The sequence below is a fragment of the Pandoraea sp. NPDC090278 genome, assembly GCF_044772185.1.
Lineage (GTDB): Bacteria > Pseudomonadota > Gammaproteobacteria > Burkholderiales > Burkholderiaceae > Pandoraea.
Genome location: NZ_JBIVYJ010000007.1, coordinates 17,288 through 33,268, shown reverse-complemented (window position 1 = coordinate 33,268; position 15,981 = coordinate 17,288). Strand labels below are relative to the sequence as shown.

Annotated in this window: 13 protein-coding genes; 8 read left to right on the top strand and 5 right to left on the bottom strand. The window is 65.1% G+C overall.

Translation table 11 applies throughout. The features are described 5' to 3' along the window. The first annotated feature begins 51 nt into the window (after positions 1-51). Positions 52-315, top strand: a complete 264-nt coding sequence (locus ACIQWO_RS23105) for a DUF4148 domain-containing protein (protein WP_039400593.1) — start codon at positions 52-54, stop codon at positions 313-315. 271 nt (positions 316-586) lie between these two features. Here ACIQWO_RS23105 and ACIQWO_RS23100 read toward each other — a convergent pair whose 3' ends face one another. From ACIQWO_RS23100 to ACIQWO_RS23080, 5 genes are read right to left on the bottom strand one after another with little or no spacing between them, the layout of a single operon-like run. Then, the gene (locus ACIQWO_RS23100; protein WP_402829638.1) at positions 587-2,095 is read right to left on the bottom strand and encodes an efflux transporter outer membrane subunit; all 1,509 of its coding nucleotides are present in this window, start codon (positions 2,093-2,095) and stop codon (positions 587-589) included. Between the two features lie 5 nt (positions 2,096-2,100). After that, positions 2,101-3,072 (bottom strand): efflux RND transporter periplasmic adaptor subunit, encoded by a 972-nt coding sequence (locus ACIQWO_RS23095; protein WP_402829266.1) that lies wholly within the window; start codon positions 3,070-3,072, stop codon positions 2,101-2,103. Next, a complete protein-coding gene (locus ACIQWO_RS23090; RefSeq protein ID WP_039400588.1) occupies positions 3,069-3,278 on the bottom strand; it encodes a DUF1656 domain-containing protein in 210 nt (69 codons plus the stop codon). The genes ACIQWO_RS23095 and ACIQWO_RS23090 overlap by 4 nt, the downstream gene beginning before the upstream one ends. Next, positions 3,275-5,290: an FUSC family protein gene (locus ACIQWO_RS23085; protein WP_402829263.1), complete on the bottom strand. Its 2,016-nt coding sequence runs from the start codon at positions 5,288-5,290 to the stop codon at positions 3,275-3,277. The genes ACIQWO_RS23090 and ACIQWO_RS23085 overlap by 4 nt, the downstream gene beginning before the upstream one ends. Before the next feature lie 15 nt (positions 5,291-5,305). Then, complete coding sequence (locus tag ACIQWO_RS23080) at positions 5,306-5,779, bottom strand: MarR family winged helix-turn-helix transcriptional regulator (protein ID WP_150662332.1); 474 nt, start codon at positions 5,777-5,779, stop codon at positions 5,306-5,308. 210 nt (positions 5,780-5,989) lie between these two features. On the opposite strand from ACIQWO_RS23080, the gene ACIQWO_RS23075 reads away from it, so the two are divergent. The 7 genes from ACIQWO_RS23075 to ACIQWO_RS23045 all read left to right on the top strand — a co-directional run bounded on the left by ACIQWO_RS23075 (position 5,990) and on the right by ACIQWO_RS23045 (position 15,978). After that, on the top strand, positions 5,990-7,159 hold the full coding sequence (locus ACIQWO_RS23075; protein ID WP_402829261.1) for an acyl-CoA dehydrogenase family protein: 1,170 nt from the start codon (positions 5,990-5,992) through the stop codon (positions 7,157-7,159). Beyond that, on the top strand, positions 7,160-8,563 hold the full coding sequence (locus ACIQWO_RS23070) for an MFS transporter (RefSeq protein ID WP_402829259.1): 1,404 nt from the start codon (positions 7,160-7,162) through the stop codon (positions 8,561-8,563). A 355-nt stretch (positions 8,564-8,918) separates the two neighbouring features. Next, positions 8,919-11,396 carry a nitrite reductase large subunit NirB gene (nirB, locus tag ACIQWO_RS23065; protein ID WP_402829257.1) on the top strand — a complete coding sequence of 826 codons (2,478 nt, stop codon included), beginning with the start codon at positions 8,919-8,921 and terminating at the stop codon, positions 11,394-11,396. Between the two features lie 9 nt (positions 11,397-11,405). Further along, positions 11,406-11,771, top strand: a complete 366-nt coding sequence (gene nirD, locus ACIQWO_RS23060) for a nitrite reductase small subunit NirD (RefSeq protein WP_402829255.1) — start codon at positions 11,406-11,408, stop codon at positions 11,769-11,771. Between the two features lie 55 nt (positions 11,772-11,826). Then, the gene (locus tag ACIQWO_RS23055; protein ID WP_402829253.1) at positions 11,827-14,541 is read left to right on the top strand and encodes a molybdopterin-dependent oxidoreductase; all 2,715 of its coding nucleotides are present in this window, start codon (positions 11,827-11,829) and stop codon (positions 14,539-14,541) included. Positions 14,542-14,606: 65 nt separating this feature from the next. Next, positions 14,607-15,374, top strand: a complete 768-nt coding sequence (gene cobA, locus ACIQWO_RS23050) for a uroporphyrinogen-III C-methyltransferase (protein ID WP_402829252.1) — start codon at positions 14,607-14,609, stop codon at positions 15,372-15,374. Positions 15,375-15,402: 28 nt separating this feature from the next. After that, on the top strand, positions 15,403-15,978 hold the full coding sequence (locus ACIQWO_RS23045; protein ID WP_402829636.1) for an ANTAR domain-containing response regulator: 576 nt from the start codon (positions 15,403-15,405) through the stop codon (positions 15,976-15,978). Positions 15,979-15,981: the final 3 nt, after the last annotated feature.

Here is a 15,981-nt window from a genome sequence, read left to right as displayed (position 1 = left end):
TAGCGGTTTTCGTCACTTTGAACGACATACGAACGATAAAAGGAGTTTTCCATGAAAAAGAACCTGCTGAGCGCCATTGCGCTGGTCAGCCTGACCGTAGCCGCTGGCTCGGCTTTCGCTGCCGATCAATCGACTGGTGTGACCCGTGAACATGTGCGTGCCGAACTGCAAGCTGCACGCGAACTCGGTCTGTCGCCGGTGACGGAATTCAACTTCCCGTACACGTTCGAGCAATCGGTCCAGTTGCAAAAGCGCACTGCCGAAATCGAAGCGGCGCAACACAGCGCTGCCCCGCAAGCCCCGGCGGTCAACTGAAGTCTTGATGTGTGGAAGGGGGACAGTCAGTCCCGAGATGTACTGAAGTTCTGAAGCCGTACCCGATTCGCCGACGGCCCGCCTGATTCGTTCGATCACATCGACCCTTACGAGTCCCGCCCGCGCCGCGCGAATCTTCCTCACGACGCCCTAGCGCGTCACTTGCCACAGCCCCGCCAGAGGACCTCGGTCCCGACGGGGCTTGTGTGTTTCTGGAGGTCCGGCAGCGTATCCGATGTCATATCGCGCGATACGCGCCAGCAACCTCGTTTCAATGCGTAGATGCGTCGGACGAATGCGATTCGGCCATGGCGGCCTTGTCCTTTGCGACGCTCGATTGCCATCCGCCGCCCAGCGCCAGGAACAGATTGACCTGATCCATAGCGACCTGCGTTTCGGACGCGGCGAGTGCGGCTTCGGCGCTCGCGTGCGTGCGCTCGGCGTCGAGGCTCGTGAGGTACGGCGCACGGCCCGCCTGATAGAGCTTGTGGTTCTGTTGCGCAGCGGCACGGGACTTGTCGCGTGCGTCACGCAGCGCGTCGTCGCGTTGCAGTTCGCGGGTGTACGCCGAGAGCGACGTTCGCGTTTCCTGAATCGCTTTGAGTACCACGCCGTCAAAGTGCGCGAGCGCGGCGTTCGCACCGGCTTCCATGCCCTTGATGTGCGAACGTACGCCGTTAGTCGGCAGCGACCATGAGATCATCGGACCGACGGTCCATTGCTCGGTGCGTCCCTGACCGAAGTGTTCCAGCACGCCGTTCGCGCCAATCGATGCGCCGAAGCGAATCGTCGGATAAAGGTCCGCCGTCGCCACGCCGATCTTCGCCGTGGCCGATGCCAGTTCGCGCTCTGCCTGACGCACATCCGGGCGGCGCTTGAGCAGCGCCGTGCCGTCACCGACGGGCAGCGCCTGCGTGAGCTGCGGAATACGACGGCATTGCGTGAGGCTCGCGTCGAGCGTGCCCGGTACCTTGCCGAGCATCACGGCCAGCCGGTAGTTGGCGGCTTCGTTCTGCGCCAGGTAATGCGGCAGCCCGGCACGCAACGTGTCGGCTTGCGCCTGTGCGCGCAGCAGATCTGTCGGCTGGTCACGCCCGGCGTCCACCAGCTTGCGGGTGATCGCGACGCTGCGTTCCTGCAACTTCAGTTGCTCGTTGGCAATGTCGTACTCGTGATTGGCCGCGCAGCTTTGCACATACGCGCGCACGGTTTCGGCCGCCACGCTAACACGTGCGACATCGAGCGCGGCCTGACTCGCTTCGGCGGCGGCGAGTGCGGCTTCGTCTGCACGGGCGAGCTTGCCGAAGAAGTCGATCTGATACGAGATACCGAGCGTGGCGACGGCAATGTTCACCACCGGCAGCTTTTCTTCCTTGAGCAGACTTTCGCCCGAAATCTGTGCGCGGGCCGCTTCGGCCTGCACGCCGCCTTGCGGCAGATTCTCGGACTCCACTTCGTGATACAGCGCGACCGCGCGCTGCACGTTGGCCAGCGCCACGCGCACGTTCGTGTTGGCGACGAGCGCCTCTTTCACGAGCGCGTCGAGCTTCGGATCGTCGTACAGCTGCCACCAGTCATCCGGCACCGCTGCGATGGAGACAGTGCCCGGCTTCGAGACATTCGCGAGCGCGCCGTTTGCTTCGGGCGAGCGCATGACCGAATTCTCGGGCAAGTGATAGTCCGGCCCGACAGTCGTGCATCCCGCGACAAGCGCGGCAGCGACAGCCACGGCGCTCAGCAGAAGGAGGCGGGGCCGAGTCGTCTTCAAGGCCGTCTTCATTGTGCTCACTTGCGCACTCCTGCCTGTGCGTCGCTTCGCGTGACGGCGGCCATCACCGTCGGTGCTGTGCTGTCAGGCTGCGCCGCGTGCTTCGGCTGAGCGGGTTTGTCCTGACCTTCGACGACCGTCACCGTAGCGGTACGCCCGGCGACGAGACGCATGTCGGCGGGCACGTCGTCGAGCGCGATGCGCACCGGAATGCGCTGTGCGAGACGGACCCAGTTGAAGGTGGGGTTGATGTTCGGCAGCATCGACGCGCCGCTGGTGCGGTCACGATCCTCGATACCGGCGACGATGCTCTGCACATGCCCGTGCAACACGTGATGCTCGCCCATCAGGCGAATCTCCACCTTGTCGCCGATATGGATGCCGCGCATCTTGGTTTCTTCGAAATAGCCTTCGACGTGCAGCGAGCCCGCGTCGACCATCGAGAGGACCGGACGGCCCGTCGTGACGTAATCACCCACGCGCGGCAGGCGGTCATTCAGGTAGCCGTCGGCAGGTGCAAGCACGCGGGTGCGTTCCAGATTGAGCTTCGCAAGACGCACCGCAGCGTCGGCCTGTGCCACGGCGGCTTCACCGGATTCGACCTTGGCCTGACCGGCTTCGACGACTTCCTTGGCTACCACTTCGGTTAACTGATGATTACGTGCGTTCTCGCGGCGAGCCTGCGCAAGCGTGGCGCGCTGTGCGGCGGCGGTCGCTTCGGCTTGCTGCAATGCGAGCGTGTAGCGATCGCGGTCGATCACGAACAGCAGATCGCCACGGTGCACCGGCTGGTTGTCCTTGACCTCGACGTCGGTAATCAGTCCGGACACATCAGGCGCGACCTGCACGATGTCAGCGCGAATACGACCATCGCGTGTCCACGGGGCGACGGTGTAGTAGTCCCAGAGATGCAGCAGCACGTAGACCGCCACGCAGGAGACCGCGAGCGTCAGAACGACGGGGCCGAGAGAGCGAAGTTTCAGTTTCATGGTTGGCAGGCGTGCGCGATGGCGACGATGCCGCCCAGCGCGATGATGTACACAGCAAGGTTGAATAAGGAGCGGTGCCAGACGAGCTTGTAAAAGCCGATGCGCGCCAGCACGAAGCGCAGCGCGCCCGTGAGCACGAACGCCACGACCATCAGGGCCAGCAGCGTCGGCACGAATACACCGTAGATGTCGATCTCGCCGCTCATTGGGCACTCCGTGTCGAAGCGGGGGTAGGGGCAGCGGGAGGGAAGAGCGCGACGTGGATGTCCATGAGCGAGGCGCGCGCGCTGCGCGAGGCCTGATCGCTATGGGCCACCAGCGAGCGCACGGCCCCCAGCAGTTTGTCTTGCAGCGTGGCGTCGGGCTGGCTCACCTGCGCGTCGAGTCGCGCCTGGTAGAAGCGCGCCACGTCGGACAGCGCGGCCTCGACGGCGTTGCGCTGCGATGGATTCAGATTCGGCAATTCGCGTTGCAGGGCGAGCGCGGAGAGTTCGACGCGCACTTCGGTAAAACCGTCGCTCGACGTTTCGCTTTCGCTCGCCGCCAGACGCGGCACCAGTTGGCCGAGCCGGTCGAGCAATCGCGCCCGCAGCCGGTTGTGTTCGCTCACGGAGCGGCCCATCGCGTTCTTTGCGATGTCGCGCCAGCTCGAATGAATCAGTCGACGCATGGCGACGCGGGTGCCGAACGGGCGCGTCTGCAACGTCCACAACAATGCGAACAGCACCCCGGCCAGACCGGCGATGTTGTTGTTCAGGAAGCTCTGGAAGTCGGCGTTGTATCCGCCCTGAATCCCCACGAAAGTCGCCGTGTTCACCGCCACGAGCATCGCCACCATCGTGAAGCGCGGCTGCGGGATCAGTGTGCCAAGCAACACGAACGGAACGGCAAAGAGCGCCACGAGCAGACCGAAGTCGTGGGCGTTCGTCAGGATGAAGAACACGTACACGGCGGCAAACACCACGCACACGGCCGTCGCCCAGAAGAACGAGCGGATGAACGGCGCAGGCTCGTCCATTGCCGCGAAGAAGCAGCAGGCCACCGCGCCGAGCGAGACGCCGGCCGCGCCGTCGTTCCAGCCCGTATAGATCCACGCCATGCCCATCAGGAACGTGCACAGTGCGGCCGAGATCGTCGAGAACAGCAGCAGGCCGTGGTCATAGTGACGCGCGCCGCCCAGTTCCCAGTGCGGGAAGGCGGGCGTCCATTCGGGGGCGTCTTCATGCTGCCCGAAGCGGCGTTGCAGCGAGGCGCAGTCCTGCCACAGCTGCACGAGCGAGCGCAGACGGTCCTCCGTCGCGGACACGAGCGCACCGTACCAGTCAGACGCTTCGCCCGCCGATTGTGGCGGCTTGAGCAGATGGGCGGGCGCGGGCGACGGTGCGCCCCGGCGCAGCCACGCGACGATTTCCGCCATCTTGGCTTCGAGTGCTTCCGGCGCACCGTTCGGATGCAAACGCAACGTCTGCACCAGCGACGCCACGGTCGAGAGCACCGGCATCATCATCGTCATGCGACCGCGCAGTTCCTGTGCGTCGCGCACGCGCTCGGACGTATCGGCGTCATACGACAGTTGGCTGATCAACTGATCGAGCGCCAGAATGTCGGCCGCCATGCGGTGACGACTCATGTGACGCGTGGCCTTGCCCTCGGGGTCGGCCGACAGCATGTCGGTGGTCCAGCGCGCTGCATCGGTGAGCCAGCGGGCCGAGCGGTCGTGCAGCACCTTCGCTACGCTCGTGGGCAGAATCACGGCGCCCACGACACTGGCGCAGACGATGCCGAGAATGATCTCTTCCGAACGGGCAATCGCAATGTCGAAAATGCCCGACGGAGTGTTCACGGCGGGCAGGGCGATGAGCGGCAGCGTGTACGACGCCAGCAAGAACACGTAACTGCGAGGCGAGCGGTGCAGCAACGAGATATAGAGCAGCGTGCCGGTCCACAGACCGACGGCGGCCATCAGTAATTCGGGCGTGTTGACGAGCGCGGGCACAAACGCAATGGACGCCGCGGCACCCAGCAGCGTGCCGAGCACGCGGTACAGCGCCTTGGAGCGCGTGGCGCCCGTGAGCGGATGCGAGACGATGTAGACGGTGGCCATCGCCCAGTACGGACGCGGCAGGCCGAGCGCGAGCGCGATATAGAGCGCCAGCATCGAGGCGACGAACGCCTTGATCGAGAAAATCCAGTCGCGAGAGGAAGGCCAGGTAAGCACGGTCGACGTCTTTGACTACTTCTTGGGGAGTTCCATCGCGAGGATGGAGCCGTCCGGATCCGCCGCGCGGTTGAGCGTCTCGAACACGCGCAGCACGGCATCGAAATCTTCCCGGGGGATGTTCGCGAACACCTTCGCGCGCAACTGGCTGAGTTCGACTTCGAGCTTCTCGGCGAGCGTTTCACCCGCTTCGGTGAGTCGCAGCGCATTGGCGCGACGGTCGCTGGCATCGACCTCGCGCACGACCAGACCGGCCGCGCACAACTGATCGAGCAGTCGCACGAGCGATGCACCTTCGAGCCCGACATACTCGGCCAGCTCGACCTGACGCACACCCTGGCCAAGACGGCGGATGAACAACAAGGGGCCGGCGCTCGCCGCGGAAATGCCGTATTCGACGATCGCGCCCTGCGATAACTGGCGCCATTGTTTGCCCGCCAGCAGCAGATGGCTGGTGAAGACAAAGCGGAGCGATTCTAGGGAGGTCATGGAGAAAGATTATATGTTAACTAATAATTAGGATGCTAGCTAATAGGTTGTTGCGAAATCCGTGGGAATCGTGGGAAGCCTCGCTCGCTAATCGTCGCTAAGGCCGATGCGGCGTGCCTTTCCGGGATTCCGGCGGGTAAGATAGCGGCATCCGGCGCGCGGGCTTCACGCCCGTCGCCAAGTGTTACGACATATTTCAAGGGACGCCCAATGACATCCAAGGGACTGGACAGCGAATCGTTCGAGCTACTGCTCGCTGCGGTGCAACGCTTCATCCGCGAGCGGCTCGTGCCTGCCGAGAACGACGTGGAGGAGCACGACGAAGTGCCCGCAGCCATCGTCGAAGAGATGAAGGAGATGGGACTGTTCGGCTTGTCGATTCCCGAGGAATTCGGCGGGATCGGTCTGTCGATGGTGCAGGAAGTGCGCGTGGCCTATGAGTTCGGGCAGACGTCGCTGGCGTTCCGTTCGGTGTTCGGCACGAACGTCGGCATCGGCTCGCAGGGCATTCTGATGGACGGCACGGACGCGCAGAAGCGCGAGCTGCTGCCGCGCGTGGCGAGCGGCGATCTGATCATGTCGTTCGCGCTGACCGAGCCGGATGTGGGATCGGACGCGGCCGCGCTCAAGACCCGCGCGGTGCGCGACGGCGACGTCTATGTGCTCGACGGCGTGAAGCGCTTCATCACCAATGCGCCACGCGCCGGGGCGTTCACGCTGATGGCGCGTACCGGCGGCGAGGGCGCAGGCGGCATTTCGGCGTTCATCGTCCCCGCTGACACGCCAGGCCTGTCGCTGGGCAAGGCAGACAAGAAGATGGGCCAGCGCGGCACGAAAACCTGCGACGTCGTGCTGCAAGGCGCGCGTGTACCGGCGGCGAACATCATCGGCGGCGAAGCGGGCAAGGGTTTCAAGACGGCCATGAAGGTGCTCGACCGGGGGCGTCTGCACGTGGCGGCGCTCGCGTGCGGCATGGCGCAGCGCATTCTCGACGAGTCCGTGGCCTATGCGCGCGAACGCAAGCAGTTCGGCGAGCGCATCGGCGACTTCCAGTTAGTACAGGCGATGCTCGCCGACAGTCAGGCCGAACTCTACGCCGGGTGGTCGATGGTGCAGGACAGCGCGGCGCGATACGACGCCAAGCCCGTGGGCAAGCGCGATGCCGACGTCAGCACGCGGGCGTCGTGCGCCAAGCTGTTCTGCACGGAAATGGTCGGACGCGTGGCGGATCGCGGCGTGCAGGTGCACGGCGGCGCGGGCTACATCAACGAGTACAAGGTCGAGCGCTTCTATCGCGACGTGCGTCTGCTGCGCCTGTACGAGGGCACCACGCAGATTCAGCAACTCATCATTGGCCGCGCGTTGATGCAGGAGGATTGAGTGAGCCGACGCGCGCTGCCCTTTCTGGTGGCGTCGACGTTCTTCATGGAGAACCTCGACGCCACCATCATCACCACGTCGCTGCCCGCCATGGCGACGGACTTCGGCGTCGCGCCGTCGCAACTGTCCATCGGCCTGTCGGCTTATCTGGTCGCACTCGCTGCGTTCATTCCGGCGAGCGGCTGGCTGGCAGACCGGCTCGGGCCGCGTCGTGTGTTCCCCGCCGCCATTGCGTTGTTCACGCTGGCGTCCGTGCTGTGCGCGATGAGCACGAGCCTCGGCATGTTCACTGCATGCCGGGTGCTTCAGGGGCTGGCCGGGGCGATGATGGTGCCTGTGGGGCGACTCGTCGTGCTGCGCAATACGCCCAAGCCGGAGCTGGTGCGCGCCATCGCAACGATCACGTGGCCGGGCCTCGCTGCGCCCGTCCTCGGGCCCGCGCTCGGTGGCTTCATCTCGTCGACGTGGAGCTGGCACTGGATCTTCCTGATCAACGTGCCGCTGGGCCTCGCGGCATTCGCGGGCGCGTTGTGGCTGGTCGGCCCGTCGCCGGGCGAGCGCAAACCGTTCGATCTGCCGGGCTTCGTGATGAGCGGTGTCGGCGCGAGCTTGCTGATGTTCGGCGTCGAGCTGGCGAGCCGCACGCCTGCCGACTGGCCGATGGTGATCGGTTGCCTCGCCATCGGATTGCTCTCGATGGGCTGGTCGATCCGGCACTTCCTGCACACGCCGCACCCGCTCATCAATCTGGCGGCCATGCGCGTGCAGACGTTTGCCGTGACGGTGTGGGGCGGTTCGCTTTTTCGCATGACGATCGGCAGCGCGCCGTTTCTGCTGCCGCTGATGTTCCAACTGGCGTTCGGCCTGAGCGCGGTGACGTCCGGCCTGCTGATGCTCGCACTCTTCGCGGGCAATCTGGGCATCAAGCCCGCAACGACGCCGATCCTTAAGCGCTTCGGCTTCCGTCGTGTGCTGCTGGGCAACGGCGTGCTCGTCGTGATCGGCTTTCTCATGTGCGCCGCGCTGTCGTCGACGACGCCGTTCTGGATCGTCGGGCTCGTGCTGCTGTTCGGCGGCATCTGCCGCTCGATGCAGTTCACCACGCTTGCCACGATGGCATTCGCCGACGTGCCACCCACCGACATGAGCGGCGCTGCGACGTTGTCCTCCGCGCTCCAGCAGATGATGACGGGCATGGGCATCGCACTCGGCGCGCTCATCCTTAAGTTCACGGAAGTGGCAGGTGTCGCACCATTCAGCACCGCGAGCTTCCGCTGGACGTTCGTCGTCATGGCGGTCATTGCGTTGCTCGCGCTGATCGACGGCATGCGTCTGCCGCACGACGCAGGCGCCCAAGTCAGCGGACACAAATCGTCAGGGACTAAACCGAAGGAAGCTAGCTGACGCACCGCATGCAGGCATCAAGTTGGTGCGCGCGGGGCGGCGGCCCCGCGTCATGCACTGGTGCGGTGCAGCAGATTTGACGTTTTTTAGCGCCACGTTCGGGCGTTTCCCATAGACAACTTCCGATCTTCTCCTTGCCCGGCAATGCCCGGCGGGTGACGTCTCACGTGCTGGCACGCTTGTTGCATTAGCGTTAGTGCCAGCGGCAAAGGCGTCGCCGGCAAAGAATTCAGGTGCGACGTCGGGCGGGACAGCCTGCGACGTACCCACAGGACAACGGCGTCCCTCTGTGCTTCGGCACGGATGGACGCCGTTTTGTTTTTCGGGCGCTGCAGGCGCAACAGGAGAAGACAGCATGCGCAAACCTCGTCTGGTCGTCATCGGCAACGGCATGGCCGGCATCCGCACGCTCGAAGAGCTGCTTGAGATTGCACCGAATCAGTACGACATCACCGTGTTCGGCGCCGAGCCGCATCCGAACTACAACCGCATCCTGCTCTCGCCGGTGCTCGCTGGCGAACAGGCGTTCAAGGACATCGTGCTCAATCCGCTCGACTGGTATGCGGAGAAGGGCATCACGCTGCATCTGGGCAAGGAAGTCACGCAGATCGACCGTCGGTGCCGCGTGGTGCGTTGTGCCGATGGCACCGAAGCGCCGTACGACCGTCTGCTCATCGCGACCGGTTCCAGCCCGTTCATTCTGCCGGTGCCGGGCAAGGATCTCGATGGCGTGATCAGCTATCGCGACATCCGCGACACCGAAATCATGATCGAGACGGCGAAGGTGAAGCGTCACGCGGTCGTGATCGGCGGCGGGCTGCTCGGGCTCGAAGCGGCCAACGGCCTCAAACTGCGCGGCATGGACGTCACGGTCGTGCATCTGGCCGACACGCTGCTGGAGCGTCAACTCGACAGCACGGCGGGCAAGCTGCTGCAACAGTCGCTCGAAGCGCGCGGCCTTGCGTTCCGTCTGTCCCACCAAACGTCGGAGATTCTTGGCGACGACAACCGCTGCGTGCGCGCTGTGAAGTTCAGCAACGGCGACGAAATCGCGGCGGATCTCGTCGTGATGGCCGCAGGCATCCGCCCGAAGACCACGCTGGCCGAGGCGGCCGGTTTGCACTGCGCACGCGGCATCGTGGTGTCGGACACACTGCAAACCTACGATCCACGCATCTACGCCGTGGGCGAATGCGTGAGCCATCGCGGTGTGGCGTATGGTCTCGTCGCGCCGTTGTTCGAGCAGGCCAAGGTCTGTGCGAATCACCTCGCGCTCATGGGCATCGGCAGCTATCGCGGCTCGGTGCTTTCCACGAAGCTCAAGGTCACGGGCATCGATCTGTTCTCGGCGGGCGACTTTCTGGGCGGCGAAGGCACGGAGGAAATCGTGCTGTCGGACCCGGCGAGCGGCGTCTACAAGAAGCTCGTGATTCGTGACGACAAGCTCGTCGGTGCCTGTCTGTACGGCGACACCGCTGACGGCGCGTGGTACTTCAAGCTGCTGCGCGAAGGACGCACGCTGGGCGAATTGCGTGAGCGCATCATGTTCGGCGAGTCGAGTGTGGGCGACGTCGGCACGCAAGGGCAGAACCGCGCATCGGCGATGGCCGACACCGATGAGGTGTGCGGCTGCAACGGTGTTTGCAAGGGCGCCATCGTGAAGGCCATCACGGAGAAGGGCCTGTTCACGCTCGACGAAGTGAAGAAGCACACCAAGGCCGCCAGCTCGTGCGGCTCGTGCGCGGGTCTGTGCGAACAGATTCTGATGAGCACGCTCGGCTCGACCTATGACGCTGCGCCGAAGGAGAAGGCCGTGTGCGGCTGCACCGACCTGTCGCATGCGGATGTGCGTCGTGCGGTGCGCGAGCATCGTCTGACCACCCACCGCGCCGCCTTCGACTTCCTCGAATGGCGCACGCCTAATGGCTGCGCGACGTGCCGTCCGGCGCTGAACTACTACATGCTCAGCACGTGGCCCAAGGAAGCGGTGGACGATCCGCAAAGCCGTTTCGTCAACGAACGCGTGCACGCCAACATCCAGAAGGACAACACGTTCTCCGTCATCCCGCAGATGAAGGGCGGTGTGACGAATGCGAGCGAGTTGCGCCGCATTGCCGACGTGGCAGACAAGTATCAGATTCCGATGGTCAAGGTCACGGGCGGTCAGCGCATCGACTTGCTCGGCGTGAAGAAGGACGATCTGGTGAATGTCTGGCGCGATCTGGGCATGCCGTCAGGCCACGCTTACGGCAAGTCGATCCGCACAGTGAAGACGTGTGTGGGTAGCGAGTTCTGCCGCTTCGGCACGCAGAACAGCACGCAGATGGGCATCGATCTGGAAACGATGCTCGCGAACATGTGGTCGCCGCACAAGGTGAAGCTGGCCGTGTCGGGTTGCCCGCGCAACTGCGCCGAAGCCGGGATCAAGGACGTGGGCGTGATTGCCGTCGACTCGGGTTGGGAGCTGTACGTGGGCGGCAACGGCGGCATCAAGACCGAAGTGGCGCAGTTCCTCGTGAAGGTGAAGACGGCCGAGGAGGTCAAGGAGTACACCGGCGCGTTCCTTCAGTTGTATCGCGAGGAAGCCTACTACCTCGACCGCACTGTGCATTACATCGATCGCGTGGGCCTCGATTACGTGAAGCAGCGCGTGGTGGCGGACGCCGCCAATCGCCGGGCACTCTACGAGCGTCTGTTGTTCTCGCTCGACGGACTGCCCGACCCGTGGCAGGCGCGTATCAATGGCGTGCAGGCCAACGAGTACAAGCCGCTTACAGCGACGACGCAGAGCGCGGCGCCTGCCGAAGTCCCGACCGAAACCACGACTGCCTGAGGAGATCCCATGACGACGCCATCCCAACCGATCTGGCTGCATGTCTGCGACGTGAATGCGATCCCGCGTCTGGGCACGCGCGTGCTGAACCACGCAAGCGGCAACATCGCGCTGTTTCGCACCGAGAGCGACAACGTCTTCGCGCTGCGCGACAAGTGTCCGCACAAGGGGGGGGCGTTGTCGCAGGGCATCGTGCACGGCGAGAAGGTGACGTGTCCGCTGCACGCCTGGAACATCGATCTGACGACGGGCGAAGCCTGCGCACCGGACGTCGGCTGCGCGCAGCGCTTCCCGGTGCGGATCGACGCGGGCGAGGTGTATCTGTCGATTGACGAGACGGTGAGCATCACCGCGACCGAAACGGTAGCGGCCTGACGTTCTCCGTTTCGCGTAATAACTACGACACCTACCCACAAGCGCCGGAGCCTCCATGACAACCATCACGCAAACCACTTGCTGCTACTGCGGCGTCGGTTGCGGCATGCTCGTCGAGAGCGACGGCGAGCGTATCGTCGGCGTGCAGGGCGATCCGAATCATCCTGCGAATTATGGACGGCTGTGCAGCAAGGGCACGACGCTGCCGCTGACCGCGCAGTCGCTTGCCGGACGCGTGCTGATGCCCGAGATGCGCGCCACGCGCGATGCCGAGCGCGTCCCCGCAACGTGGGACGCTGCGCTGGAAACGGTGGCGTCGCGCTTTGCCGACATCATCCGTCGTCACGGACCGGACTCGGTGGCGTTCTATGTCTCGGGGCAATTGCTGACCGAGGACTACTACGTCTTCAACAAGCTCGCGAAAGGGCTGGTGCGCACCAACAACATCGACACGAACTCGCGACTCTGCATGTCGAGCGCCGTGAGTGCGTACAAGATGGCGCTCGGTGCCGACGGCCCGCCCACGTGCTACGACGACCTCGAAGCCGCGCGCACCGTGATCTTCGCGGGCAGCAACATGGCGTATGCGCATCCGGTGCTGTTCCGACGTCTTGAGGCGGCGAAGGCAGCAGATCCGTCGATTCGCTGGATCGTGGTCGATCCGCGCCGCACCGATACGGCGGCGATGGCGGACCTCCATCTGCCGATCGTGCCGGGCACGGACGTCGCCCTGTTTCACGGCATGCTGCACCACCTCATTTGGGAAGGACGCATCGACCGTCGTTACATCGACGCGCATACCGACGGGTTCGACGGCCTCAAGCAAGTGTTGCGTGCTTACCCGCCGCAGCTCGTCGCGGACATCTGCGGCATCGAAGAGTCGGCGTTGCGTCAGGCGGCGGACTGGTTCGGGGAAAGCCCTGCGGCGCTCTCGCTGTATTGCATGGGGCTCAATCAGTCGAGCCACGGCACAGAGAAGAACCTCGCGCTCATTCATCTGCATCTGGCAACGGGGCAGATCGGACGCGCCGGTGCCGGGCCGTTCTCGCTCACCGGTCAGCCCAACGCCATGGGCGGACGCGAAGTCGGTGGACTGGCCACCATGCTCGCCGCGCATCGCGACATCGGCAACGCGGCCCATCGTGGGGAAGTCGAGCAGCTCTGGGGCGTGCAGGGACTCTCCGACACGCCGGGCTTGCCCGCTGTGGAGATGTTCGACGCGGTGCGCGACGGGCGCATCAAGGCGATCTGGATTGCCTGTACGAACCCGGTGCACTCGATGCCAGACAGCGCACGCGTGCGCGAAGCGCTGGCGAACGCGGAGTTCGTCGTCGTGCAGGAAGCTTTTCATCAGACGGATACGGTGCCCTACGCGGATGTACTGCTGCCTGCAGCGAGTTGGGGCGAAAAGGCCGGTACCGTCACGAATTCCGAGCGCCGGATTTCCCGTGTGCGTGCGGCGATACCCGCACCCGGCGATGCGCGCGCCGACTGGTGGATTGCGGGCGAGGTGGCGCGGCGTCTCGCACCGAAGCTCGACGCGTCGCCCGAGCCGTTCGCGTTTTCGTCGATCGAGGCGATCTTCAACGAGCATCGCGCGCTCACGGTGGGCCGCGATCTCGATATCGGTGGCATCGATTACGCCTTGCTGGAGCGCGACGGGCCGCAGCAGTGGCCGTATCCGGCGGGCGCAGCACGCGGCGCGGCACGTCGCTATGAAGACGGCGTGTTCGCGACCGGCGACGGCCGTGCACGCTTTCACGCGTTCGAGTATCGGCCGGTGGCCGAGCCGATCAATGCGCGACATCCGCTGCGTCTGATTACGGGACGGTTGCGCGATCAGTGGCACGGCATGAGCCGCACGGGACGCGTGGGGCAGTTGTTCGAGCATGCCCCTGAACCGGCGCTGACGATGCATACGGCGGATGCAGCGCGTCGCAGCCTGCGGGCGGGCGACTTCGTTCGTCTGTCGAGCCGTCGCGGCGAACGGGTGCTGATGCTGACGGTGAGCGACGACGTGGCGTCGGGCACGGTGTTCGTCCCGATGCACTGGAGCGGTCAGTTTCTCGGTGGCGGTGGCGTGAACGACACCACGATCGGTGCCGTCGACAAATACTCGAAGCAACCGGAACTCAAGCATGCAGCGGTGCGCGTCGAACCCGTGACGCTGCCGTGGCGCGTGGCGGCGGTGCGTCGTGGCGATGCGCTGCAATTGCATGCGGCCGTGCAGCCTTTGCTCGCAGAGCGACGGTTCGCGACGGTGCGTCTGGAGGGGGAAGACCGGCTGATAGTGACGGCTGCCGATGCCGAGTCGGATGCCGACTGGCTGGAGCGTCTGCACACGGCTTTGGCCCTGCCGCGTGACGAATCGCTGTTGGAGTATCGCGACGCGCGTCGGGCGATGACCAAGCGCGTGGCGTGGCGCGACACGCTCATTGACGGTGTACTGGTCGCGGGCAGCGAGGCGGACGTTGCGGGATCGACGACATTGCTGGCGCGCGTGAAAAGTGCGTCGCCGTGGACGCGCGCACGTCACGCGGTGTTCGTGGCCGATAGCGGGCCAGCGGCGCCCCGAGACCGCACCGTCTGTCAGTGCAAGTCGGTGACGGCGTCGAGCATCGACGCAGCGATTGCCGCCGGGGCCGACGTCGCGCAACTTAAAGCGAAGCTCGGCTGCGGCACCGTTTGCGGTTCGTGCGTGCCGGAGTTGCAGCGCATGTGCGCAGCGTCGGCCGGGATCTCGTCGGCGGTGACGACGAATGCAGCTTAAGTGTTGTGAGTGACACGCATCCATGCACGACATCGAGGATGTACAGGAATCAAGGGAGAACGATCATGAAGAACGGCAAAGTCACTCTGCTCAGCGCCGGGCCTGGCGCACTCGATCTGCTGACGTTGCGCGCGGCGCGCGTGCTCGGCGAGGCCGACGTGTTGCTCGTGGACGATCTGGCCAATCCGGAGATCGCCACGCTCGCACCGCAGGCGCGCGTGATTGCCGTGGGCAAGCGCGGCGGTTGCCGCTCGACGCCGCAGGCGTTTATCGAACGGATGATGTGCCGTTTCGCGAAGCGCGGCGCGCATGTGGTGCGGGTCAAGGGCGGCGACGCGCTGATGTTCGGCCGCGCGGGCGAGGAGATGGCGGCGTTGCGGCGTGCGGGCGTGCCGGTCGAGATCGTCAACGGGATCTCGTCGGCATTCGCGGCGGCGGCCGGTCTCGGCATGTCGCTCACGCACCGCGATCACTGCGCGGGCGTGACCTTCGTCACCGCACACCGGCAGGACGGCAGTGCACCCAACTGGGCGGCGCTCGCCGCGACGGGCACCACGCTGGCGATTTACATGGGACTGCATCGGGTGGAGGAACTGAGCGCGACGTTGCTTGCGCATCTCGATGCGGACACACCGGCGGGCGCGGTGCAGTGGGCAGGCACGCTGCAGGAGCGTCGCATGGTGACGACGCTGGGGCGACTGGCGGCCGACGTGCGCGCGCAAGGCTTCGCCAGTCCCGCCATTCTGCTCGTCGGCGGGGCCGTGGGTGAGGCGTCGGTAGCGATGGGCGGGACGGGCCTGGTCGCTGAGGAAGTCGTCGCTCGTGCCGCCTGACGCCCCCATCACCACGAGCGAGCACGGCATGCTGCGCGTGCTGCTCGTGACCGATACCGACAAGCCGATTGGCGAATTGCGGGTGGCGCTCGCGCGTCTGGGATGCGAGATGCTGGCCGAAGTCGCCAAGCCGCAGGCATTGCCGCGCGTGGTGGAGAGCGAGCGGCCGGACGTGGTCATCATCGATACCGAGTCGCCGTCGCGCGACACGCTGGAGCAACTGGCGGTCATGAATGCGGCCGCGCCGCGTCCGGTGCTGATGTTTTCCGCCGATGGCAATCAGTCGCTCATCCGCGCGGCAGTCGACGCCGGGGTGACGGCGTATTCCGTCGAGGGGCTGGCGGCGGACCGTCTCGCGCCGATTCTCGAAGTCGCGCTCGCGCGCTTCGCCCATGAGGAGAAGTTGCGCGCGCGACTGGTCAAGGCGGAAAGCGAACTGGCCGACCGCAAGCTGATCGACCGCGCCAAGCGGTTACTGATGGACCGGCGACGGATTTCCGAGCAGGAGGCCTACGCCATCCTGCGCAAACGGGCGATGGATCAGGGCGAGAAGCTCGTCGAAGTGGCGCGCCAACTCGTCTCGATTGCCGAATTACTGGGATAGACA

Coding starts and splice junctions, on each gene's coding strand:
- ACIQWO_RS23055 (WP_402829253.1), top strand. CDS start 11,827: ATGACAACCATCACGCAAACCACTTGCTGCTACTGCGGCGTCGGTTGC.
- ACIQWO_RS23105 (WP_039400593.1), top strand. CDS start 52: ATGAAAAAGAACCTGCTGAGCGCCATTGCGCTGGTCAGCCTGACCGTA.
- ACIQWO_RS23080 (WP_150662332.1), bottom strand. CDS start 5,779: ATGACCTCCCTAGAATCGCTCCGCTTTGTCTTCACCAGCCATCTGCTG.
- ACIQWO_RS23075 (WP_402829261.1), top strand. CDS start 5,990: ATGACATCCAAGGGACTGGACAGCGAATCGTTCGAGCTACTGCTCGCT.
- nirD (WP_402829255.1), top strand. CDS start 11,406: ATGACGACGCCATCCCAACCGATCTGGCTGCATGTCTGCGACGTGAAT.
- ACIQWO_RS23100 (WP_402829638.1), bottom strand. CDS start 2,095: ATGAAGACGGCCTTGAAGACGACTCGGCCCCGCCTCCTTCTGCTGAGC.
- cobA (WP_402829252.1), top strand. CDS start 14,607: ATGAAGAACGGCAAAGTCACTCTGCTCAGCGCCGGGCCTGGCGCACTC.
- ACIQWO_RS23095 (WP_402829266.1), bottom strand. CDS start 3,072: ATGAAACTGAAACTTCGCTCTCTCGGCCCCGTCGTTCTGACGCTCGCG.
- ACIQWO_RS23090 (WP_039400588.1), bottom strand. CDS start 3,278: ATGAGCGGCGAGATCGACATCTACGGTGTATTCGTGCCGACGCTGCTG.
- nirB (WP_402829257.1), top strand. CDS start 8,919: ATGCGCAAACCTCGTCTGGTCGTCATCGGCAACGGCATGGCCGGCATC.
- ACIQWO_RS23045 (WP_402829636.1), top strand. CDS start 15,403: ATGCTGCGCGTGCTGCTCGTGACCGATACCGACAAGCCGATTGGCGAA.